This is a genomic window from Flavobacterium sp. GL_143, assembly GCF_057834355.1.
Genome location: NZ_CM174401.1, coordinates 1765430 through 1789876, shown reverse-complemented (window position 1 = coordinate 1789876; position 24447 = coordinate 1765430). Strand labels below are relative to the sequence as shown.

At 34.0% G+C, this 24447-nt stretch carries 16 protein-coding genes and 1 riboswitch; of the genes, 9 read left to right on the top strand and 7 right to left on the bottom strand.

Annotation, left to right across the window (positions count from 1 at the left end; all coding sequences use genetic code 11):
- Positions 1-22: 22 nt before the first annotated feature.
- The gene (locus tag AC3IPI_RS07750; protein WP_039111800.1) at positions 23-370 is read right to left on the bottom strand and encodes an ISAon1 family transposase N-terminal region protein; all 348 of its coding nucleotides are present in this window, start codon (positions 368-370) and stop codon (positions 23-25) included.
- Between the two features lie 77 nt (positions 371-447).
- Between AC3IPI_RS07750 and AC3IPI_RS07745 the strand changes: the two genes are divergently transcribed.
- Positions 448-720, top strand: coding sequence for a GIY-YIG nuclease family protein (locus AC3IPI_RS07745; protein WP_489159220.1), 273 nt, complete (start codon positions 448-450; stop codon positions 718-720).
- A 475-nt stretch (positions 721-1195) separates the two neighbouring features.
- On the opposite strand, the gene AC3IPI_RS07740 is transcribed toward AC3IPI_RS07745, so the two are convergent.
- A complete protein-coding gene (locus AC3IPI_RS07740; RefSeq protein ID WP_489158218.1) occupies positions 1196-2515 on the bottom strand; it encodes a DUF5074 domain-containing protein in 1320 nt (439 codons plus the stop codon).
- A gap of 320 nt (positions 2516-2835) precedes the next feature.
- A riboswitch (cobalamin riboswitch) is annotated at positions 2836-3027 on the bottom strand.
- Between the two features lie 241 nt (positions 3028-3268).
- Between AC3IPI_RS07740 and AC3IPI_RS07735 the strand changes: the two genes are divergently transcribed.
- Both AC3IPI_RS07735 and AC3IPI_RS07730 read left to right on the top strand, forming a co-directional pair.
- Positions 3269-4762, top strand: coding sequence for an MFS transporter (locus tag AC3IPI_RS07735; RefSeq protein WP_489158216.1), 1494 nt, complete (start codon positions 3269-3271; stop codon positions 4760-4762).
- A 10-nt stretch (positions 4763-4772) separates the two neighbouring features.
- Positions 4773-4997: a DUF6814 family protein gene (locus tag AC3IPI_RS07730; RefSeq protein ID WP_086895745.1), complete on the top strand. Its 225-nt coding sequence runs from the start codon at positions 4773-4775 to the stop codon at positions 4995-4997.
- 92 nt (positions 4998-5089) lie between these two features.
- On the opposite strand, the gene AC3IPI_RS07725 is transcribed toward AC3IPI_RS07730, so the two are convergent.
- From AC3IPI_RS07725 to AC3IPI_RS07710, 4 genes are all read right to left on the bottom strand, one after another.
- On the bottom strand, positions 5090-7972 hold the full coding sequence (locus AC3IPI_RS07725) for an alpha-amylase family glycosyl hydrolase (protein ID WP_489158214.1): 2883 nt from the start codon (positions 7970-7972) through the stop codon (positions 5090-5092).
- Positions 7973-8050: 78 nt separating this feature from the next.
- A complete protein-coding gene (locus AC3IPI_RS07720) occupies positions 8051-8872 on the bottom strand; it encodes a SusE domain-containing protein (protein WP_489158212.1) in 822 nt (273 codons plus the stop codon).
- A 25-nt stretch (positions 8873-8897) separates the two neighbouring features.
- Positions 8898-10520 (bottom strand): RagB/SusD family nutrient uptake outer membrane protein, encoded by a 1623-nt coding sequence (locus AC3IPI_RS07715; RefSeq protein WP_489158210.1) that lies wholly within the window; start codon positions 10518-10520, stop codon positions 8898-8900.
- Between the two features lie 37 nt (positions 10521-10557).
- Positions 10558-13539, bottom strand: coding sequence for a SusC/RagA family TonB-linked outer membrane protein (locus tag AC3IPI_RS07710; protein ID WP_489158208.1), 2982 nt, complete (start codon positions 13537-13539; stop codon positions 10558-10560).
- Positions 13540-13775: 236 nt separating this feature from the next.
- On the opposite strand from AC3IPI_RS07710, the gene AC3IPI_RS07705 reads away from it, so the two are divergent.
- From AC3IPI_RS07705 to AC3IPI_RS07680, 6 genes are all read left to right on the top strand, one after another.
- The gene (locus AC3IPI_RS07705; protein WP_039112527.1) at positions 13776-14807 is read left to right on the top strand and encodes a LacI family DNA-binding transcriptional regulator; all 1032 of its coding nucleotides are present in this window, start codon (positions 13776-13778) and stop codon (positions 14805-14807) included.
- Between the two features lie 175 nt (positions 14808-14982).
- The gene (locus AC3IPI_RS07700; RefSeq protein ID WP_489158205.1) at positions 14983-16332 is read left to right on the top strand and encodes an MFS transporter; all 1350 of its coding nucleotides are present in this window, start codon (positions 14983-14985) and stop codon (positions 16330-16332) included.
- A 107-nt stretch (positions 16333-16439) separates the two neighbouring features.
- Positions 16440-17096 carry a beta-phosphoglucomutase gene (gene pgmB, locus AC3IPI_RS07695; protein ID WP_489158203.1) on the top strand — a complete coding sequence of 219 codons (657 nt, stop codon included), beginning with the start codon at positions 16440-16442 and terminating at the stop codon, positions 17094-17096.
- Between the two features lie 106 nt (positions 17097-17202).
- Positions 17203-19503, top strand: a complete 2301-nt coding sequence (locus AC3IPI_RS07690) for a glycoside hydrolase family 65 protein (RefSeq protein ID WP_489158201.1) — start codon at positions 17203-17205, stop codon at positions 19501-19503.
- 45 nt (positions 19504-19548) lie between these two features.
- Positions 19549-21663 (top strand): glycoside hydrolase family 97 protein, encoded by a 2115-nt coding sequence (locus tag AC3IPI_RS07685; protein WP_489158199.1) that lies wholly within the window; start codon positions 19549-19551, stop codon positions 21661-21663.
- 174 nt (positions 21664-21837) lie between these two features.
- On the top strand, positions 21838-23700 hold the full coding sequence (locus tag AC3IPI_RS07680; protein WP_489158197.1) for a glycoside hydrolase family 13 protein: 1863 nt from the start codon (positions 21838-21840) through the stop codon (positions 23698-23700).
- Positions 23701-24097: 397 nt separating this feature from the next.
- Here the strand turns inward: AC3IPI_RS07680 and AC3IPI_RS07675 are convergent, their stop codons facing one another.
- Positions 24098-24412, bottom strand: coding sequence for a type II toxin-antitoxin system Phd/YefM family antitoxin (locus AC3IPI_RS07675; RefSeq protein WP_489158195.1), 315 nt, complete (start codon positions 24410-24412; stop codon positions 24098-24100).
- Between the last annotated feature and the right edge of the window lie 35 nt (positions 24413-24447).

Below are 24447 nucleotides of genomic sequence, written 5' to 3'. Positions count from 1 at the left end.
AGTATGACAATCGGTAGCACTTTTATCGATTAATTTCTTTTAAAAAAGCCGCAAACTCCTGCGTCATGCGAGTTCCTTTGGCAACTAATGCCCAATCTCTTTTTATAATTTGACCATTGGTTTTATTGGTCCAGCGGCGTCTTTTGATATGTAAATACACAAATTTGCCTCTTAATGGAAAATCCTGAATGGTAATCTCATCTTGAAAACCCTTTGATACTAATTCAAACATATCAAACTCTTGTGGAGGCTTGGCGCTCTCTTCGAAATAAAGGTGTAGTACTTCTTCTGTGTTAGTGCTAGAAACTATTTCAAAGTGTTCTACTAAAAAATCAGGCAGCATAAATTTTAAAAGGTCTATAGGAGTCATCTCAAATTCTTAGATTACAAAGTTCTTATTTTATTTTGACATTCCTCCCCAGGTTTTGTTCTTGATCCTATTTATATATCATTTACTCAGATTCTTGTCAAAAATTCTATATTGGAGAAACTAACAATATAGATAATAGAGTTTCAAAACATCAGAAACATTTTTATTCAAATTCTTTTACTAAAATAGCAGATGACTGGGAAATTGTTTTAATATTTAATTGCGTTGATAAAGAAGAAGCTATCTATTTAGAAAAGTTTATAAAAAGAATGAAAAGTAAAGTATTTAACAATAAAATAATCGCTGACCCATCTATTTTAAAAGATATCCTTTTTAAAAGAAAATCATAATTTGTCCCTGGTTCTCCCGAAGCCTCGGGACTGGAGGTACCACGAAACCCGAATAGAAGTATTCGGGTTTTTTGTTTTTAACACTTTCCTGTTTTTCAACCGCAAATAAATTTTACCGCAAAGGTCGCTAAGATTTTTTACTTAAGAATATGTTCAAAAACGCAAAGTTCGCAAAGCTTAATGATAAAGCTTTGCGAACTTTGCGTTTTTACTTCGCGATCTTTGCGGTAAACAACCTAATAAATCTTACCAATATTAAATTCCAACGGTTAAAACCGTTAGCTATGCTTATAATATAAAGCTAACACTGCTTTTAATTTCTGTTCTTTTTCAAATACAGCCAGAGATTTCAACCTTCGGATAGGTAAAAATATACAAAAAAGTTCGCAAAGCTTAATGATAAAACTTTGCGAACTTTGCCTTTTTACTTCGCGATCTTTGCGGTAATTTTTTTTGCGGTTAAAAAACAAAAAAATTATTGATGAAATACAGAAACTGCAGGAAAATAATATCCTGAAAAATTTACCGATGCTGTTTTTTCTCCTGAATCAGCGTTAAATATATAAAGATTGTTTATAGAGAAATTCACACCAAAACCTGAATTTAAGGTATTTACCACCAAAGTATTTATCTTTCGGTCATAACCAATTCCTGCACCATATAAGATATTTGAATTTGTTAATGTAATAAAAGGCGCAGTCAATGAATCTGGAGTACCTGCATATTTATAAATTTCTTTACCACCACTAAAACTTCCGTTTTTAGCAATAAAAACATCATTTTTAGCAGCCGTAATAGATCCCGGATGCCAAGCTCCCCAGCTTCCGTAAGCCTGAAAACCTAATGCAATTTCTTTTACTTCAAGAGTATTCGAATCTATACTTATAAGATTTTTTCCTCCTGCTGCCCATACTTTTTTATCATCGGTAACAGCAAATCCTAAAACTATACCCGGAATCGTTTTTTCGACTGCCAATGTTGAAGCATTTATTACAATAACACCTTTTGAAGCAGACAATGCAAAAATATAACCATTGGCCTTAACAACATCTCCAACCTGACCTGTAACACCTTCGATTTGCCCATTCACTTCCATCGTATTAAGATTAAGCTTAAATATCCCTTTACCAGAAGTCAAAAGGGCTTGATTTTCATCAATACCCACAACTGCACGCCAGTCGTTTCCGCCTTTAGCAGGGACTCTTTTTTCTTCTTTTAATGAATAAGCATCGGCTACTACAACAGGTCCGCCAACTTTAGAAACTAAAAATAGTTTTTTATTAATGATGGTCCCAAATTCTAATGTAGATGATGCCGGTTTTAAATCTTTATCTGGATTTACTTTTACAAAAACACTATCTTCTATAGCTCTTGTATCGTATCTATAAAACCCTACCGTTCCTGTTCCGTGACCAAACCATCCTTCGTTGATCATAAAGAAACCGTTTTCATATGCTCCCCATGCATGGATATCATAAGTAAGAGAAACTTTTCCGCCATCATTTTTGGCTATCATTGTAATTTTAAAATCTCCCCTCGTTTCTGGTTTAAAGATATAGGTAGAATCAGATCCTACTACTTTTCCGTCTATCGCCCATTCAAAAGAAACGTTCTTTCTATCTGCTAATTTTGAGCTTAATTGAAGTGTTTTCCCAACAGTTAAAGTATCTTTTAATTGCTGTTCGCCTTTTATTACTGGAGGTTCTGTAAAATCATCATCATTATTACACGAAACTGTTAGCATCATCAAAGAAGCAATTGCAATTAATTGCTTGGAAAAAAATCGGTTTTTCATTATTCAATATTTAAAAATTATATTACTTAATTCTTTAAATCGAAATACAATTCACCCTTACAAAAGTTGTATAAATAAACTTTTGTAAAAGCACAGCATATTGTAAAGCGATACGTTTTAATGATTTTTTTAGTGGAGAAAAAGAAAATATCGAAAAGAGAAGCTTCCAAAAAAGGATTGCTTTTGCGATATCATATTTGCAGAAAAAAAATCTCATAAATTCCATTTTTGGCTTACGAGAATAGAATAGATAAACAATACCATTATCACACAAGGTGAAAAGTATTATTCTTAATTCAAGCTTCAATCCCCGAAAGCTATTTATTACTATAAAAACGGCAGGTCTTCTGACTTACTCCCTACACCCAGCCTTCCCTTTCTAAATGAAAAGTGACGTATTAAAGGGTTTCGGTTAATGAGCTTACAGCTGCGGGACAGTTTTGGATTTACACCAAATTCCCTTTTAATGTCAATATCATATCGATATGACAACCATTTTCTGTTTCAAAATTTGAGTTGCAAAACTAGTGTTTTCTTTCGTAACAAAGCAATAGTTATTTATTTTAAAGGCCTTGAACATCTCTGCAAACTATAATTTATTTTGAATTATGAAGCTTTGATTTACTGATCAAATGTTAAATCAACAAACAAACCCTATTTGTTAAAAAACCATCAACTAAATATAAAAATATCTTATATATTCGTAAAATGATACCTTATACTTTTATCTACTATTAAAAACACAACCATTTTATGAGTAACACATCTACAAAAGGAATTTGGAAAGTTATTTCGGCCTCTTCTATGGGGACAATGATAGAATGGTATGATTTTTATATTTTTGGGAGTTTGGCTGTAGTTATTTCGACCAAATTTTTCCCCTCCGATAATCCAGCAGCATCTTTCTTGGCAACATTAGCCACTTTTGCAGCAGGATTTGTCGTTAGACCTTTTGGCGCTTTATTCTTTGGACGTCTTGGAGATTTAATTGGGAGAAAATACACTTTTATGGCGACCCTATTATTAATGGGATGTTCTACTTTTTTAATTGGTTGTATTCCGAGCTATGAGAATATTGGTTTCTTAGCACCATTATTAGTCTTGATTTTACGATTATTACAAGGTCTTGCACTTGGCGGAGAATATGGAGGCGCTGCAACCTATGTTGCCGAACATGCTCCTGTGGGTCAACGCGGGTATTGGACTTCATGGATTCAGACTACTGCAACTGTTGGACTTTTTATTTCTTTGATGGTCATTTTAATCACAAAAAATTCTCTCTCGGCGGAATCATTTGATTCTTGGGGATGGCGTGTTCCGTTTTGGGTTTCGATTGTAATGGTAGGAGTTTCTTATTTGATACGAAAAAACATGGATGAATCTCCTGTTTTTGCTAAAGCAAAAAAGGAAGGAAGCATAAGCATAAACCCTTTAAAAGAAAGTTTTGGAAATAGATACAACCTGAAGTTTGTATTACTTGCTTTATTTGGAGCAACAATGGGACAAGGTGTAGTTTGGTACACTGGACAGTTTTACGCCATGAGTTTTATGAAAACGGTAATGAATATCGAATCTTCACAAGTAGATGGATTACTAGGAATTGCATTATTGTTAGGCACTCCGTTTTTTATAGTCTTTGGGTGGCTAAGTGATAAGATAGGTCGAAAATATATTATGATGGGTGGCATGTTACTCGCTATCCTACTCTACAGACCTATATACAAACAAATGTATGAAACTGTGAATCTGGATAACAAGGTTATTTCGAATACATATACAACTGAAGCCGATAACAATGATAAAAAAGAACATTACGTTATTACAAACAATGAATATTCAGACGGGACAACTGCAGCGATTAAACAAATAAATCATGCTGAAAAAATTAACCCCGAAAGACAAACTACAATCACTATTAATTCTCAAGATAAATGGGCATTGATTTTTCTGGTTTTTGTTCAAGTTCTTTTCGTTACGATGGTTTATGGCCCTATTGCAGCTTTTTTGGTAGAAATGTTTCCTGCAAAAATAAGATACACATCGATGTCTTTGCCATACCATGTCGGGAACGGAATATTTGGTGGTTTGCTTCCTGCAATTTCAACCTATTTTGTAACCCACTCTAAAGAAGTTGGCAAATCCGACTTTTATCTCGATGGGCTTTGGTATCCTATTATTATAGCTTCGATATGTTTTGTTATCGGAATGATTTATATTGACAATAAAGATAAAAATACTCACATCTAATCCTATCACAATGAATGTACTAAAACGAATATTGGGAATACTATGGATAATACTATCTATTGCTGCTGCTTACTTTTGCATTTTTGAATTTGGATTACCGAAACTTGTTTCCGACAAACAGGATGATTTAGTTTTCGGAATTATAATTCTATTTATCCTTACTCCTCTTATCGTTTTAGGACTTGGTACTTTTGGGTATTTTTCATTGATTGGAGAATATGACAAAAGAAAATAAATTACATTTTTCTGTTTTCTAAAACTACTTAAAACAAAAAAGCTGCCTATAACAATCTATAGACAGCTTTTTAACTAACTAACCAAATAAAATTATTTTTTCAAGAATTTCATTACTTGAGTCTTGTTGTTTTCATCTATTGCTTTCACGATATATAATCCTGTATTTAATTCACTCACTGAGAACTGAGAAGTTATCTTTTCGCTTCCGCTAAAGCTTTTCACTAATTGTCCAGACAAAGAATAAATCTCTACCCTTGAAACTGCAGTATTTAAAGTAAAATAATCTGAAACCGGATTAGGATGTAAAGTAATCGCATTTGGTTTCTCAAAGTTTTCTATAGCCAACAGCGCTTGCTTATTACCATAAATCCTAAACTCTCCTGCTGGAATTGCAATTGTAGTTGCTACATTAGTAACATTGATAGAGGTATTATCCATTAAATTATACCAAACTCCTGTGTACGGAAAACCAGTAGCGACACTTTGAGTAGTTACATCAAAATTTGCCAGAATCAACACATCTTTTAACTGTGTTGATGCCAATGCTGCATTCGTAATTTTTATATTAGGAGATAAAGAATTTGTATTTGACACGGTAGCTATTCCTGAAAAAACAGGCTCTACGGTTTTCATGGTAATCATTTTTGCCCAATCATTATAAATTTTGCTTCGGCTTGAATTTCCTAACCAATTACCTGTCCATTGTGGTTGCTGCTTTGTATCAAGTTTACAATCGCCAGGAATTGTTCCACTTTCATCATTAACGATTCCGTTATTACATGCAAATATAGAAGCATCCCAACCTAAATCGCCAAAATGCCAAATCATCTTTGGACCAGGAATCAATAAGGACACTGCTCCAATAGCCGACATTCTGGACAAAGCAATATTTAAATTTTTCACATCATGGCTTGCATTATTACTATTACCATATTGTACATTCTTATACATTAGTCGTTCTTCATCGTGACTCTCTGCATAACCCATTAATCGATTTGCATCAAAACCATGGCTAGCGCTTGTCATCCTGGAGATATTACTATCGGTATCATACCCCATTGATAATTGATTGTATGCATTTGTCATTTTCCCCCACATCATGATTCCTTTGCTAGGTGTTTCATTAATTTTATAATTAGCCCATAGTTTCTCTTCAGCATCACTACCTAAATGCTCAAAAATGGTATAATGTGTAGGATCAAGACTCCAAGAATAATCAGCATAAGATTTTAATACATCTACCCTATCTTGTTGCAAACTATTTGTACACGATTCATCGCCTGCAGTACAATTTTGCGTAAAGCCTTTAGTTAAATCCCAACGTAAACCATCAATTTTATATTCTTCAACCCAATGTTGGATTACTCTTTTTACATAGTTTTGAGTTCTCGCTTGCTGATGATTAAAATCCTCCCCAACACTATAACTATGTTTTGCAACAGTATTAAAATATGGGTTATCAGCCGATGGCGAACCCCAACCATCATTATCTGGATCATTCATCCACATTCTCACCATTGGATTTCGACCAAATGCGTGATTTAACGCAACATCCAGAATAACAGCTATTCCGTTTTGATGGCATAAATCAATAAATTCTTTAAGCTTATCTGAAGTGCCATAAAATTTATCTAAAGCCATATGAAATGAAGTATTATAACCCCAACTTTCATTGCCTTCAAACTCCATAACAGGCATTAATTCTATTGCATTTATTTTTAGATTCTTGAAATAATCAATCTTATCTATTAAACTTTGATAGTTTCTGTTTGCATCAAAATCGCGAACCAAAACTTCGTAAACCACTAATTTCTCTTTTTCGGGTTTAGCGAAATTTGTTACTTGCCAAGGATATGCTGTTTGTCCTGTTTTTAAAACGGTAACTTCTCGTTCTTGTCCTACTGGATAAACTGGCATATTTGGATAACTTGTTGCTGGAATTCCTGCATCGTCAAAAGGGGATAATACCAATGTAGAATAAGGATCAGCCGTTTTTACTAATGAAGGTGAATTAGCTATTGGCGAATTAGCAACAACCCAATATTGATAGGTATTATTTACTCCCGAAACTAATCCTGTTAACTCTAACCAGAACTTACCCGAAGTTGGGTCTTTTTTCATTGCATAAGAACTAGTAGGAACCCAATTATTAAAACTTCCTGCTACATATACAAAATCTTTTAGTGGAGCATCCAGAACTAGTGTTGCTTTTGTAGCATCTGTAGCATTATAATTTATTCCATCTACTAAGCCAGCTGGCATAGCTGCCGATACAGTTCCAGGATTAACTATTGCCGTAAATTTTTTAACAATAGTTGTTCCGCTTTGGGTTATGCTTAATTCATAACTCTGATTTTCAGTAATATTCGCATGATTAAACACATAACTCGAAGTACTAGGATTAGTATCTATAACTACTCCGTTTGATTTTAGACTATAACTTGCAACTCCATTTGTATTTGTAGCTGTAATATTTAAGTTTCCTCCACTTGCTACAATAGTATTACTATTTTCCGCTGGAGAAGTTAGAGTTGCCTGAAAAGCACCAACCTTAATAAAGAAATCAGAACAAGACGGAGCAAGTTTTAGTGTTTGAGAACCAGCAGCATTTCTAAACACCATTCCCATTTTTACAGCAGCGGCTTGTTGTATTGTTGTTAATCCGAAATAAACACTTGGCGTAATAACAATACTCCATGTACCATTTGGATTTTTGGTCATTAATCCAATTCCGTCATCAGCACCCCAATTTCCTTTTGCAGTTGCCCATGGGTTAGCCTCTGTCCCTATTCCTGCGTGCATATATACCTTTGTGGGATTTGCTCCCATCTCATTACAAGTTGGCGATGCAAAAGACGCAGTAATCGTTATAGGCTCGTTAACCTGAAATATAGCAGGCGAAACTGTTATTTGCTGTGCATGAGTAACAATACCCCACAACAAAAAAAAAGATAATAGTAACGTTTTTTTCATAGTTTTTTGGTTGATTGGTTAGTTTGTATAAAAAAGGCTACCCATAGGGATAGCCTCTAAATTATTTATATTAAAAAATTAATCTAATGTTATAGTTTTTGCAACATTATCAATTTTAAGAACTCTAGGTCCAGTTGGTCCAGTATATTTGAAGTTTTTATCGCCATCTTCTGCATTAACTAATTCTGCATCAATAGTGTATCCATTACCAGAATAATATGGGTAGTTACGACTATTGCCTGCGCCCCAATTTCCTCCACTTGTAAAGTCATTAGATAAAAATTCTCTAAATGCTTGTCCGCTTTTAAGAACAACAGTTACTTGATAAATATCAGTTTGACCTGCAACTAAAGGGAATTCAGTTTCAGCATCACCATCCCATGACCATCCTCCTGGAGTCGCTTCTCCAACTAACCAATGAGAACTTGCCAACGGCACATGATAAGGAGTTGCTTTAAATGTATAGAAATTAGAATACTGTGCTTCAGCACCAATTCCTACAGTAGCTTTAATACGAATATCAACACTATTTTCTTCTTTCTCAACAAAACCTCCGTTAACTAAAGCTGAGTTTAATTCAGCAACTGTCAAAGCTTTGAAACGAGCTGTAGTTGTAGTTACTGCAATAGGAGTTGCAAATTTAGTTCCAGCTTTTGCGATTTCAATAGTATAATTTACAACAGTTGCTGTACCATCGTACTTAGCATCATTCCAAATTACAGTTGTAGCAATCTCTTTTTCTTTATCTTTTGTAAGAACAATATTAAAATCGTTCTGAGGACTTAATAGAACCGGAGCTGTAACTGGTTGTATTACTGGTCTGTTTTCTACATCATCTCCATTACAAGACACTGTTAAAACACCAATGAATGCGATTAAAATTTTATATATATTTTTCATTTTATTTATTTTTTTATAAGATTAGTTAGTATCCTGGATTTTGTTTTAAAGTTGGGTTAGCCTGAATTGTTTTTGAAGGGATAGGCATCAAGTCTCTAAATTCTTCTGTTCCACTACCATTTTTAACGCCACCTTTCCATTGCCAGATTTTAGATCCTCCTGTAAATTTTCCAAAACGAATCAAATCTGTTCTTCTATGACACTCCCAAAACAATTCTCTTCCTCTCTCATCTAAAATAAAGTCTAGTGTTAAATCTGAAGTTGTAATAACACCTGCTTTAGCTCTAAGTCTAATTTTATTTACATACTCTAAAGATGTTGCAATATTTCCAGATGCTGCTCCTCTAAGTGTTGCCTCAGCATACATTAAATACACATCAGACAATCTGTACATTGGAAAATCCGTGTCTGGCATATCATTTCTTTGAGCTGCTGTACCATCAGAATTAACATTGGTGAATTTTGTAACAGCATAACCATTAGTAAAAACTCCATAATCAGCAATATCTAAAGTTTGTCCGCTAGTATAAAAAGTACCTCTCTGATCAGCTGTTGCTGTTGCATCAGGAAATAATTTAACAAATTCAGGTCTTGCTCTTGTTCCTGACCAGCCTCCGTCCATTCCTTGATTGGCTGCCACCATGTTTCCACCAATAGATGCATGAATAATAAAACTGATACCTCCTCCTATTGCTCTAATAGCATTACCATCTCCAATAATTGGAAAGATCACTTCCCTTTGGGCTCCGTTTCTGTCATTATTAGCCGAAAACAAATAACGATATGGAACATCTGCAAAACTATAAGCAGAACCTGTTATAATTTCGTTACAAATAATTGCTGCATCATTATTTCTTTCAGTTCCTGTATATACTTTAGAATTTAAATAAATCTGTGCTAATAAAAATTTAGCCGCTGTTTTATCTACTCTTCCATATTCATTGGTGCCAGAAGCTGCTAAAGTATTGTCCATATCTTTTAATTCTGACTCTACAAAAGCAAAAACTTGCGCTCTTGATTTTTGTTCTGGATAAAAGAATCCTACAGGATCATTCTCAGTAGTAATTGGTACATTTCCAAACAAATCCATTAAATTAACATAAGAGAACGCTCTTAAAAAACGAGCCTCTGCTCTTAATTTAACAATTTCAGCTTTCAAATTAGCGTCAACACCTCTTTCTGCTAATTTCTCCTCTGACGTTTGTCTTAAAAACTCATTGGCAATACTAATTTCGTAAAAAGCTCTTGAGAAAATCCCATACAAGAACTGATTACTAGGACTCCATTTTTGTCCGTTTATCGCTGGCAAACCGTCATCAGACCAAGCTACAATAGCTTCGTCTGTAGGGAGTTCCTGTGTAACAAATAACAATCGTAAATAACTACTGAAATCACCTCCAAGGCCTGAAATATCGCCAAATGAACTATTAGGATTTGAATCACCATCATTTCCTCCTACATACAAACCGGCATATAACTTTGCCATTACTTGTTTGTATGATGCCGGATCTTTAAAAAAGTCATCAGAAAGAAACTCATCATCATCTGTTGGCTTCACATCTAAGTCACTCGTACACGAAGTAAGTGTCATATTCAATCCTAAAATGAATAGGAGAAAATAAGATATATATTTAAATGATATTTTCATTTTGTTTATTTTTAAAATTTTATTTTTCAACGTACTATTAGAAATTTGCATTTACTCCAAACAAGAATGTTCTGGCTCTTGGATAAACATTATTGTCTATTCCGTTGAATTTTTCAGGATCTAAGCCATCATATTTTGTTAAAACGAAAACATTTTGAACTCCAGCTGTAAACCTCAATGAAGCTGCTTTCAGTAAAGTTTTATTAAAAGTGTATCCAAGTACAACATTATCTAACTTAATAAAAGAAGCATCTTTTACATAATAATCAGAGTAGTTACGCTGTGTACCATTAGAATTACTTTCAGTAGTAAAACCAGTATTATAATAATCAGAACTAATATTAGACAAATCAGAATCTCTTCTTAAACCTGCTTGTAAATACCCTTTATCAGAACTTACGTTATCAAAAATATAGTTCCCAACACTAGCTCTCCAGTTCATTGTAAAATCGAACTGCTTATAATTCAAAGTAGAGAATAATCCGAAAGTATAGTCAGCAGCTGGTTTATGAAATTTATAACGGTCAGCATCTGTTATAACACCGTCTCCATTTCTGTCTGCATATGCACCCTGAATAGGTCGTTTGTTTTCATCATATAATTGTTCAAATACAAAAAATGAATTTGGAGCAAATCCTTCTGAATGTATTAACACTTGATTTCCTGTACCCCCAGCGATAACATCTCCAGTAATATATCCTTGAAATCCTGGAACAGTAGTTCCTAAATTCGAGATTTTTTGATCAATATAAGTTGCATTAGCAGCAACATTCCAAGTTAATTTATCATTTTTGATAATGTCTGATTGAAGATTAAACTCAACCCCTTTTGTTCTTACACTACCAATATTGCTATAGCCTTGGTTTCTGATATTTGCACCATCTGGAACTGGAATCTCTGCTAAAAGGTCACTAGATTTTTTATCAAAATAATTAAGTGTTCCTGTTATTCTATCGTTAAGAAATCCGAAATCAACTCCTACGTTCATCTCCGCTAAATCTTCCCATTTTATATCTTTGTTATATCCTTCAGGTCTTGCAGCCCTGTAAATAACACCGTTAAAAAGATATTGTGTATTAATCGTTCCTAATGTTACACGTTGCAAATAATCGTATGCAGGCGGAATATCTTGCTGTCCAGTAGTTCCGTATCCAACTCTTAATTTTAAGCTAGATAGTGTTTCATTTCCTTTTAAGAAGTCTTCTTCTGCAACGTTCCATGCAAAAGCAACCCCTCCAAAATTACCCCATCTGTTTTCTTTAGAAAAACGAGAAGTACCGTCTCTTCTATAATTTAATGTCAATAAATAACGGCTATCATATCCTAAATTCAAACGTCCAAAATAGGATTGTAAGTTGATATCTGCATCTGTAGTAACATCCGATGGTGGATTTGGTCGCATGATATCACCTGAGTTATACCCCTCACGTTGAAACAACTGATAGTTGTATCCAGCAGTAGCATCAATTTTAAATTTGCCTAAATCTTTAGTATAGTTAAAATAAGTATTTAAGTTTTTATTCTGACGACTATCTGTATATCCTGTATACCCTCCTAAATTAGTCCAGTTCCCTTTATCAAATGTAGTAGGTTGGTATCCTAAAATACTCTCCGTACTTACTCGGGTATAACCATTAGTATCAAATTTATCGATACCTGCCTCAGCAACAACTCTTAAATCTTCAAAGAAATGAAGTTTATAATCTATCCTAATGTTACCCCATTTTCTTGTAGAAGTTGCTCTACGCTCATCTTGATTTAATCTTGCAACTGGATTTCTCGCTGGCAACAACGGCACATTTCCATTTGCTTCCAACCATTCAAAATAACCTCCATAACGTGAACCTTCTTGATAAACAGGTTGTGTTGGATCAAACATAATCGCACTACTAATTACCGGACCTTCATCTTGAAATTGATTTTTTCCAAAAGCTAAATTTCCAGTAATATCAATTTTTAAATGATTATCAAATAAAACAGGGTTTAGCGATATCGATGTCGTAGTTCTTTCAAAAGAAGTATTTCTTAAGATTCCAGGATTATCAACATTTCCAACAGATAAACGTACTGGCAATTTATTAAATAAAGCACCACTAACCGAAATGTTATTGTTTGTTGTTAAAGCAGTATGAAAAATTTCATCTTGCCAATTTGTATTTGCTGTACCTAGTAAAGCTTTTTGGGCAGCGTTACCTTTTTCATTTACAAGAGTACGAAACTGGTCTGCACTTAAAACATCTACTGTATTAGCCACAGTATTGATACCAACCTGAGAGCTAAAATTAACTTTTACTCCACCTTTTGTTCCTTTTTTAGTAGTAATAACAATTACACCATTTGCTGCTCTAGAACCGTAAATCGCAGCTGCCGAAGCATCTTTCAAAACAGTAAAAGACTCAATATCGTTAGGATCAATTGTAGATAAAATACTTGTTGCTCCTTCTGTTTTAGCATTACTCATAGGAAGACCATCTACTACAATTAAAGGCTCGTTTGAAGCACTTAATGAAGATCCTCCACGAATTCTAATATCAGCTTTTGCTCCAGGAGCACCACCTCCAACAACATTTACACCAGCAATTCGTCCGCTGATTAAACTTTCTGGAGTTACGTTAATTCCTTTATTAAATTCTTTAGCAGAAATTTGAGATACTGAACCTGTTGCGTCTTTTTTCTTAACAGTTCCATAACCTACTTGTACTACAACTTCCCTAAGTTGATTTGCATCTTCTTCTAAAGAAATACTTATGTTTTTTTGTCCGTTAAAACTAACAGTTGCACTAACATAACCTATGAAAGAAGCGACAAGTTTATCCCCACTTTTTACATTTGACAGTTTAAATTTTCCGTCAAAATCAGTCGAAGTACCATTGGTACCCCCTTGTACATTTACATTTACTCCTGGAATCGGTTGCCCTGTTGCTTTATCAAGAACAACACCGTCTAATGTGCTCTGAGCAAACACACTAAAAGGAAGGAGTAAGAATAAAAATAACAACTTTTTATAAATTGTTTTCATACTTTTTGTTTAAATTAAAATTGAGTTTTGGTTGAATATTTAACTTTTATTTTTACTTCGAATTTCAAAATTAAGGATTTATTAACATGCCCGACATGACCTAAATCATATCAGCTTACGAAAACGTGATAGTGTTGAAAACTTTCTATATTATATAAGTTTTTAAGCATAATACTGTCATTTTTAAAAATAAACCATATCTTTATTAACAAAACAATTTTTTCCATATCAACAGTATGAAACGCAAAATAACCCTTAAACAAATTGCGAAGGAGCTTGATGTATCTATTTCTACCGTCTCAAAATCACTTCGAAACAGCCTCGAAATCGGAGAAGATACCCGATTAAAAGTTCAGGCTTTCGCCAAATTCTATAACTACAAACCCAACAATATTGCCCTTAGCCTTAAGAATCGTAAAACCAAAACAATAGGTATTATTATTCCCGAAATTGTACATCATTTTTTCTCAACAGTCATTAACGGAGTCGAGGAAGTTGCTAACGAAAATGGCTATAGTGTTATCATATGTTTATCTGATGATTCATTTGATAAAGAAGTGCTTAATATGGAAATGCTTGCCAACGGAAGTATCGATGGTTTTATCATATCATTATCTAAAGAAACACAATTTAAAGGCGATTTTCATCATATAACCGAAGTCATAAATCAAGGAATGCCAGTCGTTATGTTTGACAGGGTTACCAATGAAATTTTATGCGACAAGGTAATTATCGATGATAAATCGGCAGCTTATGAAGCAGTTCAGAGTTTGATTGATAAAGGGCGAAAAAAAATAGCTTTAGTTACAACTGTTGATTATGTAAGCGTTGGAAAACTACGAACAGACGGATACACAAAAGCATTACTAGACAACGACATACCTTTTAATGAAGACCTTATTATTAAGATTGAAGATGTAGACACTTGCGAAATAATTATTAGTCAATTATTAGAAGATCGAGCTATAGATGCAGTTTTTGCTGTTAACGAACTTTTTGCCGTTACTATAATTAAAACTGCCAGCAAAATGGGACTTAGAGTTCCCGAGGATGTAGCCGTTATTGCGTTTACAGATGGAATTATATCTAAATATTCGACTCCAACTATTACTACCGTAAGCCAGAGCGGTAACAAAATGGGGAATAAAGCTGCGAAAATGCTTATAGATCGCCTGGAATCAGAAACCGAAGAAGGCGAGGAAGAAGAAGAAAATTATAAAACTGAAGTCATTGAAACTCATCTTATAGAAAGAGAATCTACAGATTAACTCCCTTAATAATCACATACAAAAACCCATTAAAATTTTTTAATGGGTTTTTATTTGTTTCTTTAGAAAAATAATTTATAAATTTACGCCAGCTCAAAACTTTTACTTTTACTTCGAAAAATAAGTTAAGTTTTGATAAGCAAAGCGCTTATCGTACATTCATTAAATTACGATAATGGAAAAGCGTAAATTAAGTTTTTGGGAAATCTGGAACATGAGTTTCGGTTTCTTAGGAATACAAATGGGGTTTGCTTTACAAAATGCAAATGCCAGCAGAATTCTTCAAATTTTTGGTGCTGACGTACACGAACTTTCATGGTTTTGGATAATTGCTCCTTTAATGGGATTAATTGTTCAACCTATCATTGGACATTATAGTGATAAAACCTGGGGAAAATTTGGTCGAAGAAAACCATTTTTTCTAGTAGGTGCTATTCTAGCTTCGGTTGGATTAATATTAATGCCACAAGCAAACATATTTATTTCTGTTTTACCTGCATTATGGGTTGGAGCCGGAATGCTTATGATTATGGATGCTTCGTTTAATATTGCTATGGAACCATTCCGTGCTTTAGTTGGAGACAACCTAAGAACAGACCAGCGCACAGCAGGATTCAGTATCCAAACAGCACTTATTGGTTTCGGAGCCGTAATTGGTTCGGCATTACCTTATGTATTAACCAAATGGTTTGGAGTTTCTAACAGTACCGTTCCTGGTAGTGTCCCTTTAAATCTTACTCTTTCTTTTGTTTTAGGAGCTGTTGTTTTAATTGGATCTATCCTGGTAACTTTATTTACAACCAAAGAATATTCTCCTGAAGAATTAGCCAATTTTGAAGATCCTCAAAGTGAAGTTGATATTCCTTCTGAAGAAAAATCAAAACTTACAGACATTTTTACGGATTTTGCAAAAATGCCAACTACTATGCGTCAGCTTAGTTGGGTGCAATTTTTCTCTTGGTTCGGACTTTTCGGTATGTGGGTATTTAGTACTCCAGCAATTGCACATCATATTTACGGATTACCATTAAACGATAATTCAAGTCAAACCTATCAAGATGCTGGGGATTGGGTTGGAATTCTTTTTGGAGTTTACAATCTTGTTTCGGCAATTATAGCCTTGTTTTTTCTTCCGATGATTGCAAAAAAAATTGGACGAAAATCAACTCACGCCCTTTCATTAGTTATTGGAGGAATAGGTTTAATTTCTATTTACTTCATGCCAGATGAAAATTGGGTTATTCTCTCTATGGTATTAATTGGTGTGGCTTGGGCTAGTATCCTCGCAATGCCGTATGCTATTCTGGCTGGATCTATTGCTCCTAAAAAAATGGGGGTTTACATGGGGATTTTCAATTTCTTCATCGTAATTCCTCAAATAATTAATGCAATAATCGGAGGGCCAATCGTAAAATACCTTTATAACGGTGATGCTATGTACGCTTTAATCACGAGTGGAGTCAGCTTTTTGATAGCCGCAGTTTTAGTTTACAAAGTGAAAGATGTAGATGACATTAAAATCTAAAACTCACATCTAAAAAATTCTCTTTCTGATGAAATGAGAAATGGTTTCCTTACAATCAAAATTTAAATACTTTTTCGAAAAGAAATACAAAATAAGCATATTATTAAATGAATACAAAAGCGTTTATATTCGACCTGGACGGCGTAATTGTTGACACAGCTAAATATCATTATTTAGCATGGCAAAAAATTGCAAATGCATTAAACATTGACTTTACACACGAACACAACGAACTCTTAAAAGGAGTAAGTCGTGTACGTTCTCTAGATATTATCCTGGAATTAGGAAACATTCAGGCTTCGCAAGAAGACAAAGCTAAATGGCTCATCCAAAAAAATGAAGACTATCTGACTTATTTAGTAGATATGGATGAAAGCGAAATCCTTCCTGGAGTTTTACCTGTTCTACAATTTTTAAAAGAGAATAAACAAGCCATTGCATTAGGTTCAGCTAGCAAAAATGCGCGTCCGATTCTCGAAAAAACAGGAATCATCTCCTACTTCGATGTTATCGTAGATGGTAATGATGTTACAAATGCTAAACCAGACCCAGAAGTTTTCCTGAAAGCGGCTCAATTATTAAACATAAGCCCTACAGATTCTATCGTTTTTGAAGATTCAGTTGCAGGAGTTCAAGCAGCTAATATTGCAAAAATGACTAGTGTAGGAATTGGTTCCAAAACAGTCTTGCACGAAGCAAAATACATCTTTGAGGATTTTACCTTAATAGATCAAAATTTCATCAAATCATTAATCACAAAATAAATCAATCAATCAAAAACAATTAATCAATTAGATACTCCATTAGATAATTCTCAAACTGCTTAATTATCTCATTTTCTAATTCACGGATTGTCAAATTTTAAAAACAATGAATCAAGATTATATAAAACCAGACAATTGGTCAATAATAGAAGAAGGCTTTGATGTTGAAAGAGTCAAATCATCTGAAAGTCTTTTTAGTATCGGAAACGGTGCCATGGGACAGCGTGCCAATTTTGAAGAAAAATACTCAGGAGAAACTTTCCAGGGAAGTTATATTGCCGGAATCTATTATCCAGATAAAACAAAAGTGGGTTGGTGGAAAAATGGATATCCAAAATACTTCGCCAAAGTACTTAATGCTCCAAACTGGATTGGTATCAACGTTGAAATTAACGAAGAAGCTTTCGATTTAAATTCTTGTACCGAAGTAAAAAACTTTCGTAGAGAATTAAACATGAAAGAAGGCTGGTATAATCGTTCCTTTGAAGCAACATTAAAAAACGGAACCGAAATTGCAGTTAACGTACGTCGTTTTCTGTCTTTGAATCTGGATGAAGTTGGTATTATCAAATACGAAATAACTCCATTAAATAAAGATGCAAAAATTCTTTACAAACCATATTTGGATGCTGGTGTTACCAATGAAGATGCAAACTGGGAAGAAAAATTCTGGGAACCTCTTGAAGTAAAAAAAGCTACAAATGAAGCTTATGTAACTGCTCAAACCTATAAAACACATTTTAAGGTTACGACTTTTATGCATAATAGTATTTTTGCTAATAACGAGAATATTAATATTTCGCCTTCTACAATCGATTCTTCAACAGATAAAGTAGAATATACTTATGGTGTAATCATTGCCAAAGGTCAAACCTCATCTATACAAAAAATTGGTGGTTATACCGTTTCATTAAACCATACCAACACACTTGCTGCTGCCGAAAAAGCAATTAAGGAAGCATTAAGCAAAGGATATGACCAATTATTACAAGAGCAAATGGAAGCTTGGGCTAAAGTTTGGGAAATGTCAGACATTACTATCGATGGCGATGTAAAAGCACAACAAGGAATTCGTTTCAATATTTTTCAGTTAAACCAAACCTATTCAGGAAAAGACAACCGATTAAACATTGGACCAAAAGGATTCACTGGAGAAAAATATGGCGGATCAACCTATTGGGATACCGAAGCCTATTGTATTCCATTTTATATGGCGACCAAAGACCAGCAAGTAACTCGTAATTTATTGACCTATCGTTATAACCAATTGGATAAAGCTATTGAAAATGCCAAAGACAATTTGGGTTTCAAAGATGGAGCAGCTTTATACCCAATGGTAACTATGAATGGGGAAGAATGCCATAACGAATGGGAAATCACACACGAAGAAATCCACAGAAATGGAGCGATAGCTTTTGCTATTTTCAATTACAACCGTTACACAGGAGATTACTCCTATATTCCAGAAAAAGGATTAGAAGTATTAATTGGTATTGCACGTTTTTGGCATCAAAGAGCTTCATTCTCTACAGATAAAAATCAGTATGTAATATTAGGAGTTACAGGCCCTAACGAATACGAAAACAACATCAACAATAATTTCTATACCAATTATATTGCAAAATGGTGTATTGATTATGCCGAAGAACAAATTATAAAAGTTGCTACCGAATACCCTTCTGACCACAAAAGAATTATCGAAAAAGTAAATCTTACTGCAACTGAAATTCAGGAATGGAAAAAAGTAGCCAATAATATGTACTTCCCATTTTCGAAAGAACTTGATGTTTATTTGCAACAAGACGGATTCCTGGATAAAGATTTAGTTCCAGTAAAAGATTTAGACCGTTCGCAACGTCCTATAAACCAAAAATGGTCTTGGGATCGCGTATTACGTTCGCCATATATCAAGCAAGCTGATGTTTTGCAATGCTTTTACTTTTTTGAGGCCCATTTTACAAAAGAAGAACTATTGCGTAATTTTGAGTTTTACGAATCTTTTACCGTGCACGAAAGTTCACTTTCTCCTTGCGTACACTCCATTCAGGCAGCAGCTCTGGACAAAATGGATATGGCATATACATTCTACCTAAGAACTTCTCGTTTAGACTTAGACGATTACAATAAAGAAGTTGAAGAAGGTTGCCATATTACATCGATGGCTGGAACATGGATGAGTATTGTAGAAGGTTTTGGAGGAATGCGTGTGAAAAATGATACACTACATTTCTCTCCAAAAATTCCAAAAGAATGGACAGGATATTCATTTAAAATCAATTTTAGAAATCAAATTCTAAAAGTGTCAATAAACCATAACGAAACTACGTTTTCTGTAGATGGAGATACCGACTTAGCCATTGTCGTTAATGGCCAAACCGTAGTCGCTACAAAATATGCAATTGCATAAATAGTAGCTTCTATATATTTTTATAACATTTTTTAATTTATCAACATGAAGAATTTCATTTTCACAGCCTTCATTCTAGTTGCATTTTGTAACATTACAAAAGCACAACAACTAAAATCGCCTGAAGGAAAATTTGTCATGGAGTTTTCGCTACAAAGCGACGGAACTCCAACTTACAATCTTAAATACAAAAACAAAGAGGTTGTAAAATCCAGTAAGTTGGGACTTGAGCTTAAAGACGATAAAAAATCGTTACTAAATGATTTTACGGTTATTGATACAAAAACTGCAACTTTTGACGAAAACTGGAAACCAGTTTGGGGAGAAGTAGCTTCTATTCGCAATCATTATAATGAACTTGCGGTAACATTAAACCAAAAAGGAACAGACAGACAATTGTTAATCCGTTTTCGTTTATTTGATGATGGACTAGGATTTCGTTATGAATTCCCAACTCAAAAGAACCTTACGTATTTTGTAATCAAAGAAGAAAAAACACAATTTGCAATGACGGGCGACCATACTGCATTTTGGATTCCTGGTGATTACGACACACAAGAATACGATTATACAAAATCAAAATTATCAGAAATCCGTGGATTAGCTGAAAAAGCATATACTGCAAACGTATCACAAAAGTCTTTTTCTCCAACAGGAGTTCAGACTTCACTTATGCTAAAAACTGCCGAAGGAGTATATATCAATCTTCATGAAGCAGCATTAATCAATTATTCATGTATGCACTTAAACCTGGATGATAAAAACATGATTTTCGAATCTTGGTTAACTCCAGATGCAAAAGGTGATAAAGGATACATGCAAGCACCAAGTCATTCTCCTTGGAGAACAATTATTGTTAGCGATGATGCAAGAGAAATTCTTAATTCAAAAATGACATTAAATCTAAATGATCCTTGCAAAATTGAAGATACCTCTTGGATAAAACCAGTTAAGTACGTAGGTGTTTGGTGGGAAATGATTACAGGAAAAAGTTCTTGGTCATACACTAACGATTTCCCAACGGTACAACTTGGAGTTTCTGATTTCTCTAAAGCAAAACCAAACGGAACACACGGAGCAACTAATGCTAACGTAAAAAAATACATTGACTTTGCAGCTCAAAATGGTTTTGATGCCGTACTTGTTGAAGGTTGGAATGAAGGTTGGGAAGACTGGTTTGGACACTCAAAAGATTATGTTTTTGATTTCGTAACTCCTTACCCAGATTTTGATGTAAAAGGATTGCACGCATATGCAAAATCTAAAGGTGTAAAAATCATTATGCACCACGAAACTTCAGGTTCAGTTCGTAACTACGAGCGTCATATGGACAAAGCATACCAATTCATGAAAGACAATGGATACGATGCTGTAAAAAGTGGTTACGTAGGTGATATTTTACCTAGAGGAGAAAATCATTATGACCAATGGATTGTAAACCATTACCAATATGCATTGGAAAAGGCTGCCGAATATAAAATTATGGTTAATGCACACGAAGCAGTTCGCCCAACAGGAATTAGCAGAACATATCCTAACTTAATCGGAAACGAATCGGCAAGAGGAACAGAATACCAAGCATTTGGTGGATCTAAACCAAATCACGTAACGGTTTTACCATTTACAAGATTAATTGGTGGACCAATGGATTATACTCCTGGTATTTTCGAAATGGATATCAGCAAACTTAATCCTGATAACAAATCGCATGTAAACAGTACAATTGCTAATCAATTAGCACTATACGTTACTATGTACAGCCCATTACAAATGGCTGCCGATCTTCCTGAGCACTACAACAAATTTGCAGATGCTTTCCAATTCATCAAAGATGTTGCTATCGATTGGGATGAAAGTAAATATATTGAAGCAGAACCAGGTGATTATATTACTGTAGCTCGTAAAGCAAAAGGTACTAACAACTGGTTTGTAGGTAATGTAAACGGAGATGTTAGTCGTACATCAAACATCAACTTTGATTTCCTTGAAAAAGGAAAGAAATACACAGCAACAATTTATGCTGATGCAAAAGATGCACACTACAAAACAAATCCTCAAGCTTACACTATCAAGAAAATAGCTGTAACAAATAAATCAAAATTATCACAGTTATCTGTTCCAGGTGGTGGTTATGCAATTAGCATAATCGAAATTAAATAAAACTTAAAAAAGACAAGTGATAAATCTCAAATTATTACTTGTCTTTTTTTCATTTCTTTATCCTGCAAGGTCTTTTTCTGACCTTGTAGGTATAATTGAAACTATTCATACCTACAAGGTTTTTGAAACCTTGCAGGAAGTCGATATTACTTTAATCGAAATAAAATATAAATTATGAATGTAACAACCCTCAACCATTCAATCTATAAAATAATACTTCTTATTTTATTGTTTTCTACTTCCGCGAAAGCGCAAATTCAGAAAACAGAACCTCCTTTTTGGTATGCTGGCATGAACAATCCAGAATTACAGATTATGTTCTACGGAAAAGGCATTGCCCAATACGAAGCTTCTGTTTCTAATAATGTAACTATTAAAGACATTAAAAAAACCGAAAATCCTAACTACATTTTCGTAACAATCGACACTAAAGACATTCCTGCATCTGAGTTAGTTTTTTCATTTAAAAACAAAAATAAAGTTGCATTTACACAAAAATATTCTTTAAAAAAGAGAAGAGAAAATTCTGCTCAACGCAAAAGTTTTGATGCATCGGATGTGATGTATTTAATCATGCCAGATCGTTTTGCAAATGGTAATCCTAAAAACGATAGCGATGCTGCTTCAACAGAAAAAGGAAACCGACAAGACCCAAGCGGCCGTCATGGTGGTGATATAGAAGGAATCATCAAAAACCTAGATTATATTTCGTCATTAGGAGCAACAACCATTTGGAATACACCTTTAGGAGAAGACAATGACAAACAACACTCGTATCATGGCTACGCACAATCGGATGTTTACAAAATAGATCCTCGCTACGGAACAAACGAAGATTACGTGCGCTTGGCTGCAGAAATGCATAAAAAAGACATGAAACTAGTTATGGATTATGTAACCAATCACTGGGGAATCACGCATTGGATGATAAAAGATATGCCAACAAAAACTTGGTTCAATCAATTTGAAACTTTCACACAGACACATCACCGCCGTGAAGTAATTACGGATATCCACGCCTCAAAATTAGATCAGGAAGTTTGTATTGATGGTTGGTTTGTACCTTCAATGCCAGATTTAAATTTAAAAAATCCTTTGGTAGCAAAATACCTAACTCAAAATGCAATTTGGTGGATTGAATATGCAGATCTTGATGGATTTAGAGTAGACACTTACAACTATTCAGATCCTGCTGCGATGGCAAATTGGGCAAAAGCAATTACTAATGAATATCCAAACTTTAATATTGTTGGAGAAATCTGGATGCACAATCAGGCAAATTTAGCCTTTTGGCAAAAAGACAGTAAAATAGGTGCGATTGAAAATTACAATTCTAATTTACCAAGTGTAATGGATTTTACATTACATAATCAAATTGGATCTGCTTTTAACGAAAGTGAAGCAACTTGGGATAACGGAATGATTAAATTCTACAACAATTTTGCATTAGATTATCTATATCCAAACCCAGACAATATTTTGGTTTTTGCCGAAAATCACGATACAAACAGAATCAATGATGTTTATAAATATGATTTTGTAAAATACAAATTGGCAATGACTTTATTGGCAACTGTTCGTGGAATTCCGCAATTGTATTATGGTTCAGAAATCGGAATGGGTGGTGATAAAAGCAAAGGCGATGCCGATATTCGTCAAGATTTCCCTGGTGGATGGAATGGCGATAAAAACAATGCTTTTACCCCAGCAGGAAGAACAACAGAACAAGCTAAATATTTCGATTTTACTTCAAAATTATTTAAATGGAGAAAATCAAATGAAGCCGTTCATTTCGGAAAAATGACACATTATATCCCTGAGAATAACACCTATGTTTATTTTAGATATACTGATGCTAAAACTGTAATGGTAGTTTTTAATAACAATGCTACAGCGCAATCTCTTAAAACAAATCGTTTCAAAGAAAACATCAAAAACTTTAAATCAGGAAAAGACATCCTTACAGGAAAAACGTTCGATTTAACATCTGAAATTACTTTAGAACCAAAATCAGCAATCGTATTAGAACTAGAATAAAAGTTAAAATCTAAACACAAAGTTTTAGCCATAGATTATAATGATAAAATGGATTTTTGAAATCTGTATGAATCATTATAATCTGTGGCTTTTTTTTAGTTATGAGCAAAATAAGTCCCAGCGGGGCGTTATATTTATAGAAATTTATTTATCCCCAAAGAAACCCCATCGGGGTGATATTTTAGTAATCAAAGGATAAATGATAGATGTCGCTCCGCTGGAGCTTTAACTAAAAAGACGCATATATTGGCTATAAATATTGCGCTCCGCTGGAGCTTTTAATAAAAAAATATGTGGCTCTTTTTTAGCTAAAGCTTTACTCCCTTTGTGTATCCCGTCCCGAAACTTCGGGATAGGGATTGCTCCCTTTGCGGTTAAATCACAAAACAAATCTTGTTTACAAGTGAGGAAAGCGTTTTTTAGTTTCTTCCATAACATCTTCATGAGAATGTACTTTATTATTTGCAACATCCTCTAAAGCTTGATCTATAGCAACTTTTTGTTTATTGCTTAACAAACACTCGTCATCTTCATCCTCTAAAGGTATAACCACAAAAGATCTACCTTTACTTCTATGTATTACTAGTTTTTCAGTTTCAGCAATATCAAGATATTTTTTAATGTTCCCTCTAAATTCTGTTACGCTAACTGTCTTCATGATTAGTATTTTTACAAATGTACGTAAAAATGTACAGAGCTCTTTATCGTTCATTTTTAAAATCGACGCCATTTTGTTTACTTTTGTAG

Coding starts and splice junctions, on each gene's coding strand:
- AC3IPI_RS07750 (WP_039111800.1), bottom strand. CDS start 370: ATGACTCCTATAGACCTTTTAAAATTTATGCTGCCTGATTTTTTAGTA.
- AC3IPI_RS07740 (WP_489158218.1), bottom strand. CDS start 2,515: ATGAAAAACCGATTTTTTTCCAAGCAATTAATTGCAATTGCTTCTTTG.
- AC3IPI_RS07735 (WP_489158216.1), top strand. CDS start 3,269: ATGAGTAACACATCTACAAAAGGAATTTGGAAAGTTATTTCGGCCTCT.
- AC3IPI_RS07730 (WP_086895745.1), top strand. CDS start 4,773: ATGAATGTACTAAAACGAATATTGGGAATACTATGGATAATACTATCT.
- AC3IPI_RS07725 (WP_489158214.1), bottom strand. CDS start 7,972: ATGAAAAAAACGTTACTATTATCTTTTTTTTTGTTGTGGGGTATTGTT.
- AC3IPI_RS07720 (WP_489158212.1), bottom strand. CDS start 8,872: ATGAAAAATATATATAAAATTTTAATCGCATTCATTGGTGTTTTAACA.
- AC3IPI_RS07715 (WP_489158210.1), bottom strand. CDS start 10,520: ATGAAAATATCATTTAAATATATATCTTATTTTCTCCTATTCATTTTA.
- AC3IPI_RS07710 (WP_489158208.1), bottom strand. CDS start 13,539: ATGAAAACAATTTATAAAAAGTTGTTATTTTTATTCTTACTCCTTCCT.
- AC3IPI_RS07705 (WP_039112527.1), top strand. CDS start 13,776: ATGAAACGCAAAATAACCCTTAAACAAATTGCGAAGGAGCTTGATGTA.
- AC3IPI_RS07700 (WP_489158205.1), top strand. CDS start 14,983: ATGGAAAAGCGTAAATTAAGTTTTTGGGAAATCTGGAACATGAGTTTC.
- pgmB (WP_489158203.1), top strand. CDS start 16,440: ATGAATACAAAAGCGTTTATATTCGACCTGGACGGCGTAATTGTTGAC.
- AC3IPI_RS07690 (WP_489158201.1), top strand. CDS start 17,203: ATGAATCAAGATTATATAAAACCAGACAATTGGTCAATAATAGAAGAA.
- AC3IPI_RS07685 (WP_489158199.1), top strand. CDS start 19,549: ATGAAGAATTTCATTTTCACAGCCTTCATTCTAGTTGCATTTTGTAAC.
- AC3IPI_RS07680 (WP_489158197.1), top strand. CDS start 21,838: ATGAATGTAACAACCCTCAACCATTCAATCTATAAAATAATACTTCTT.
- AC3IPI_RS07675 (WP_489158195.1), bottom strand. CDS start 24,412: ATGAACGATAAAGAGCTCTGTACATTTTTACGTACATTTGTAAAAATA.